This window comes from Janthinobacterium sp. GW822-FHT07H10, assembly GCF_058798675.1.
This window is the reverse complement of sequence record NZ_JBXAKS010000033.1, coordinates 1-6,096: the sequence shown is the minus strand read 5'-3', so window position 1 is coordinate 6,096 and position 6,096 is coordinate 1. Positions and strand designations below refer to the sequence as shown.

Genomic DNA, 6,096 nt, shown 5'->3' with positions numbered 1-6,096 from the left:
TGGTGCTTGCCGCGCCCCCGGTACCAGAAGCCCAGCAGGCGCTGGTTGAAGATGTCGAGGAAATCGAGGCCGGCGCCCATGCCGGCACCACCCCCACCCACGCCGACGACTGGAACTGAGCCCCATGGAAATCGATATCCGCACCTTGCTGTCCCACCTCAATCCCGAGTGCAAGCGGGCCATGGGCGGTGCGGCGGAACTGTGCGTCAAGCAGACGCACTTCAATGTGGAAGTCGAACACCTGCTGCTGGCGCTGCTCGACGCGGGCGCTCCCGACTGGGTCTTGCTGCTGGCGCACTTCGGCGTCGATGCGGACGCCGTGCGCACGCAGGTGCAGGCTTGCATCGACGGCTTCAAGCGCGGCAACAGCCGCACGCCGGCCATGTCGCCGCATTTTGTGCCGCTGCTGCGCGAGGCCTGGCTCACCAGTTCCATGCTGCTGGGCAGCCAGCAGATCCGCTCCGGCACCGTCCTGCTGTCCCTGCTGGAACTGGACAGCCTGCGCGGCATGCTGATCGAGACGGCGCCGGCGTTGCTGACGATACCGCGCGAATCGCTGAAGGCGCAGCTGGCATCGCTGCTGGCCGGCTCCAGCGAGGACGCCGGTCCCTCCGGCGCCGCGCCGGGCGCGCCGCTGGCGCCCGCCATGCCCGGCAGCGCCGGCGGCGGGGCGAACGGCACGCCGGCGCTGGACCTGTACACGGTGGACATGACGGCGCAGGCGCGCGCCGGGCGCATCGACCCCGTGCGCGGCCGGAATGCGGAAATCCGCCAGATCATCGACATTCTGCTGCGCCGCCGCCAGAACAATCCCATCCTCACCGGCGAGGCGGGCGTCGGCAAGACGGCCGTGGTGGAAGGCTTTGCCTTGCGCGTGGCCGAAGGCAGCGTGCCGGCCGTGCTGGCCGACGTGCGCGTCTGCTCGCTGGACCTGGCACTGCTGCAGGCGGGCGCCGGCGTGCGCGGCGAGTACGAGCAGCGGCTGAAATCCGTGATCGCCGAAGTGCGCGCGGCCGCCACGCCCGTCATCCTTTTCATCGACGAGGCGCACCAGCTGATCGGCGCGGGCGGCAGCGAAGGGCAGGGCGACGCCGCCAACCTGCTGAAACCGGCGCTGGCGCGCGGCGAACTGCGCACCATCGCCGCCACCACCTGGGCCGAGTACAAGAAGCACGTCGAGCGCGACCCGGCCCTGGCGCGCCGCTTCCAGGTGGTGAAGGTGGAAGAGCCGACGCCGGAAGCGGCCATCGGCATGTTGCGCGGCATGGTGGCCACCCTCGAGCGCCACCACCAGGTGGAAATCCTCGACGAAGCCGTGCGCGACGCCGTGCGCCTGTCGCAGCGCTACATCACGGGACGCCAGCTGCCGGACAAGGCCATCAGCGTGCTCGATACGGCGTGCGCGCGCGTGGCCATCGCGCTGGCCGGCACGCCGCCGCAGCTCGAGGCGCTCGAATACGACATGGTGCAGGCCACGGAAGGCTTGCGCATCGTGCGCCAGCAGCTGGGGCGCGGCGAGGGCGACGCGGCCGAAGGCGAACGGCAGGCGGCCAGCCTGGCGCGCATGAACGAGCGCCACGCGGCCCTGGTGGCCAAGCTGGCGGAAGAACGCCGCGCCGTGGAGGAAATCCTGGCCCTGCGGCGCACGATCGCCGCGCGCGTGGGCGGGGCCGACGCCGGCGGCGATACCGGTGCCGAAGCCGACGAACATGCGGCGCAGGCGGCCCAGCTGCAGCGCCTGCAAAAGGGACTCGAAGCGATCCAGGACGACGAAGCCATGGTGCCCGTCTGCGTCGATTCGTCCATGGTGGCGGGCGTCATCTCGGGCTGGACCGGCATACCCGTCGGCAAGATGCTGGCCGACGAGGTGCACACGGTGCTGCAATTGCACGAGCGCCTGTGCGAGCGCGTGGTGGGGCAGGACCAGGCGCTGGACGCCATCGCGCGCCGCGTGCGCACCTTCCGCGCCGAGCTGGACGATCCGGGCAAGCCGGTCGGCGTGTTCATGCTGGTCGGCCCCAGCGGCGTGGGCAAGACGGAAACGGCGTGCGCGCTGGCCGACATGCTGTATGGCGGCGAGCGCAACATGATCACGATTAATATGTCGGAATTCCAGGAAGCGCACACGATTTCGAGCCTGAAGGGCGCGCCGCCCGGCTATGTTGGCTACGGCAAGGGCGGCGTGCTGACGGAAGCCGTGCGCCGCCGTCCGTACAGCGTGGTGCTGCTCGATGAAATGGAAAAAGCCCATCCCGACGTGCTCGAGCTGTTCTTCCAGGTCTTCGACAAGGGCACGATGGAGGACGGCGAGGGCGTCAGCATCGACTTCAAGCACACCTTGATTTTGCTGACGTCGAACGCGGCGCAGGATGTGATCACGCGCGCCTGCCAGGATGCGCGCGGCAAGCGCCTGCCCGATCCCGAAGCCCTGGTGGCGCAATTGCGTCCTGCCCTGCTGCGCCAGTTCAGCCCCGCCTTCCTGGGGCGCGTGGTGCTGGTGCCGTACTACCCGCTGGGCGACGCGGAAATCAGCGTCATCGTCGAAATGAAGCTGGCGCGCCTGGCCGAACGCTTCGCCGCCAACCACCACGCGCGCTTCAGCTGGGACGATGCCGTCACGGCTGCCATCACGGCGCGCTGCACGGAAGTCGACAGCGGCGCGCGCAATATCGATTACATCCTCACGCAGACGGTCTTGCCGCAATTGTCGGGCCTGGTGCTCGAGCGCATCGCCACGGCCTCCGCGTTCTCGGCCGTGCACATGGCCATGGGCGCCGGCCAGCAGTTCGTCTACGGCTTCCGGGACAGCCCCGTGCGGGGGGCTGCATGAAGGCCAACTTCAAGCAGGCGGGCTTGCTGCGCGTCAGTTCGCCGCTGGGCGCCGACGATTTGCTGCTCGACAGCATGACGGGCAGCGAGGGGCTGTCCGAGCTGTTCCGCTTCCACCTGCACATGCGCTCGCCCAGCACCAGCCTCAGCGCCGCGGCCGTCGTGGGCAAGGACATGACGGTGACCATCGCGCTGCCCGACGGCCCGTCGCGCTACGTCAGCGGCATCGTCACGCGCTTCATCCAGAGCGGCCAGGACCGCGATTTCGCCGCCTACGAGGCGGAACTGGCGCCGGCCCTGTGGCTGCTGACCCTGTCGCGCGACCGCAAGATCTTCGCCAACCAGGGCGTGGACGCCGTCATCAAGGCCGTGCTGACGAGCTTTGGCATCGCCTTCGATTCCAAGCTGGCGGGCACGTATGCCGCGCGCGAGTATTGCGTGCAGTACGACGAGACGGCGTTCGACTTCATTTCGCGCCTGATGGAGCAGGCCGGCATCTTCTATTTCTTCACCTTCAGCAGCAGCGGCCACACCATGGTGCTGGCCGACGCGCCGGCCCATTGCGCCGATTGCGCGGGCGCGGCCACGGCCCGCTTCTGGCCCGACACGGGCATGCAGCGGCCCGCCGACACGGTGACGCGCTTCGCCAGCGAGCACCGCATCGCGCTGCAGCAGATGACCGTCAACGACTATGACTTCGTCACGCCGGACACCTCGCTCGAAGGCTGCTTCGCGGCCACGGGCGGCAAGGGCAAGAGCTATGAGTTTGCCAGCGGCCATCCGACGGTGGCCGCCGCCAAGGCGCTGGCCCAGCTGCGCGTGGAGGCGGACCAGGCCACGGCCGAGGTGCTGCGCGGCGACAGCTATTGCTATCCGTTCGCGGCCGGCACGCGCTTTGCGCTGTCCGGCCATTTCGTGGCGGCCCTGAACGCCAGCTTCGTGCTGCGCCGCGTGCAGCATACGGCGAACAGCGAGGGCTACAGCAACTGTTTCGAAGCCTTTCCCGCCGCCGTGCCGTTCCGCGCGCCCGTGGTGACGACGCGTCCGCGCGCGGCCGGCTGCGAAACGGCGAAGGTCGTGGGGCCGGCCGGCGAGGAAATCTGGACCGACAAGCATGGCCGCGTCAAGGTGCGCTTTCCCTGGGACCGCGACGCCGCCGACGACAAGCGCGCGCCGTGGATACGCGTGGCGCAGGCGACGGCGGGCAAGGGCGTGGGCGCCTTCTTCCTGCCGCGCGTGGGGCACGAAGTGGTGATTAGCTACATGAACGGCGACCCGGACCGGCCGCTGGTAACGGGCAGCGTCTACAACGGCACGAACGTCACGCCGGCCACCTTGCCCGCCAACCAGACGCAGTCCATCCTGCGCACGCTGTCGTCGAAGCAGGGCAGCGCCGGCAACGAATTGCGCTTCGAAGACAAGAAGGACGCCGAGCAGCTGTACCTGCACGCGCAGAAGGACATGCTGACGGAAATCGAAAACGCGCTGACGACGACCGTCAAAAAGGGCGCCGAAATCCATACCCTGGACGAGGGCGACCGCACGGTCGACGTCAAGAAGGGCAAGGAAACGCACACGGTGGCCGGCACGCGCGGCGTGACCGTGACGGGCGCCGAGACGCACGCCAACGAGGCCGCGTTCAAGCACACGGTGAAGGGCGACTATGCGCTGACCATCGACGGCAGCCTGAGCATCACGGTGAAGGGCGCCATCAAGATCGTCTCGGACGGCGCCGTCGCGCTGGAAGCGGGCACCACGCTGGCGGCCAAGGCCGGCACTGCGCTGAGCAACAAGGCCGGCACGGAGCTGGCCTGCGAGGCGGGCACCAAGCTCAGTACCAAGGCGGGCGTGCAGATCGACCACAAGGCGCCCGTCATCAACAGCAAGGCCGACGCCACGCAGACGGTGGAAGCGGGCGCCATGCTCACGCTCAAGGGCGCCATGGCGAAGGTGAACTAGATGACGAGCGACTTTTCAACCGCCGCCGCTCCCCCCGCCGCCGTGCGCGAAAGCCGCGTGGTGGAGGAGCACGATGACGCCGGCATCCTGCTGTTGCGCAGCACCATGGCCGGCGGCGTGCTGCACGGCCCGCTGGAACAGTACGGGCCGGGCGGCCAGCCGGCGATGACGGCGCATTTCCAGGACGGCAAGCTGCACGGCACGGTGGCCCTGTATGGCGACGATGGCGTGGTGGTGCAGCGCAGCGCCTTCCAGCACGGCCTGGCGCACGGCCTTATCGAAACCTTCCTCCACGGCCGCCGGATCGCCGCGCAGACCATGTCGGGCGGCGTCGCCAGCGGACCGTCGCTGTCGTTCGACGAGGCGGGCCAGATGACGGCGCGGCTGCAGCTGGCCGACGGCCAGCTCGACGGCCAGGCCCTGTTCTACCACGAAGGACGCCAGGTGCGCAGCGCCTGGTACCGCGCCGGCCTGCTCGAAGGCGAGAGCGCCGATTACGACGCCGAAGGCCAGGTGCTGCAGCGCTGCAGCTACCGCGCCAACCTGCTGCACGGGCCGCTGCGCCGCTACTGGCCCGGCGGTGCGCTGATGGAAGAAGTGATTTACCGCGAAGGCGTGCCGCTGGCGGCGCCGGCCCGCTTCGATGCGCAGGGCCGGCGCCAGGGCAATGCCGAGGCGGCGCCGGCCCTGTTCGAGCGCCTGAAAAAACTGCTAAGGGGGGACTGATGGGACAACAAGTCTGCGCCGGGGCGATGCTGAAATGCTCGTTCGGCATGGCGCCCGGCACGCTGATGGTGCTGCCGTTGAACAAGGTGATGACGATCATGCCGGACGCCAACATCATGGACAACAAGCCCATGGTCAACATCCTGCCCTTCGGCATGTGCATGTCGATGGCCAACCCGCAGGTGGCGGCGGCCACGGCGGCGGCGCTGGGCGTGCTGGTGCCCATGCCGTGCATTCCCATGACCACTGCGCCGTGGGTGCCCGGTTCGCCCACGGTCTTGCTGGGCAATATGCCGACCCTGAACAACGCTTCCAAGCTGATGTGCATGTTCGGCGGCGTGATTGAAATCTGCATGCCGGGCCAGATGACCGTGGCCGTGCCTTGAACGTCCGATACATCCGATGAACCTTGACTTTGCCGAGTGAGCCGATGGAATACCGATTAAGCCTTACCCCGCGCCTGGTGGCCGTCGGGTTTTTTGCGGTGGTGGCCCTGCTGGTGCTGCTGTTTGCGCTGGGTTTCCAGCTGGGCCAGAGGCTGGCCGCCGGGGAAGCGCCGGGCGTCTCGCGCGGCCATGGCGG

Annotated in this window: 4 protein-coding genes; all 4 read left to right on the top strand. The window is 68.8% G+C overall.

From position 1 onward, the window contains the following. Window positions 1–124: 124 nt before the first annotated feature. From tssH to AC1RDJ_RS28295, 4 genes are read left to right on the top strand one after another with little or no spacing between them, the layout of a single operon-like run. Window positions 125–2,830: a type VI secretion system ATPase TssH gene (gene tssH, locus AC1RDJ_RS28310; RefSeq protein ID WP_493029446.1), complete on the top strand. Its 2,706-nt coding sequence runs from the start codon at window positions 125–127 to the stop codon at window positions 2,828–2,830. Continuing rightward, a complete protein-coding gene (locus AC1RDJ_RS28305; protein ID WP_493029445.1) occupies window positions 2,827–4,788 on the top strand; it encodes a type VI secretion system Vgr family protein in 1,962 nt (653 codons plus the stop codon). Before tssH ends, AC1RDJ_RS28305 begins: the two co-directional genes overlap by 4 nt. Continuing rightward, the gene (locus AC1RDJ_RS28300) at window positions 4,789–5,514 is read left to right on the top strand and encodes a toxin-antitoxin system YwqK family antitoxin (RefSeq protein ID WP_493029444.1); all 726 of its coding nucleotides are present in this window, start codon (window positions 4,789–4,791) and stop codon (window positions 5,512–5,514) included. Further along, window positions 5,514–5,900: a DUF4280 domain-containing protein gene (locus AC1RDJ_RS28295; RefSeq protein ID WP_071323903.1), complete on the top strand. Its 387-nt coding sequence runs from the start codon at window positions 5,514–5,516 to the stop codon at window positions 5,898–5,900. Before AC1RDJ_RS28300 ends, AC1RDJ_RS28295 begins: the two co-directional genes overlap by 1 nt. Window positions 5,901–6,096: the final 196 nt, after the last annotated feature.

Coding starts and splice junctions, on each gene's coding strand:
- AC1RDJ_RS28295 (WP_071323903.1), top strand. CDS start 5,514: ATGGGACAACAAGTCTGCGCCGGGGCGATGCTGAAATGCTCGTTCGGC.
- AC1RDJ_RS28300 (WP_493029444.1), top strand. CDS start 4,789: ATGACGAGCGACTTTTCAACCGCCGCCGCTCCCCCCGCCGCCGTGCGC.
- tssH (WP_493029446.1), top strand. CDS start 125: ATGGAAATCGATATCCGCACCTTGCTGTCCCACCTCAATCCCGAGTGC.
- AC1RDJ_RS28305 (WP_493029445.1), top strand. CDS start 2,827: ATGAAGGCCAACTTCAAGCAGGCGGGCTTGCTGCGCGTCAGTTCGCCG.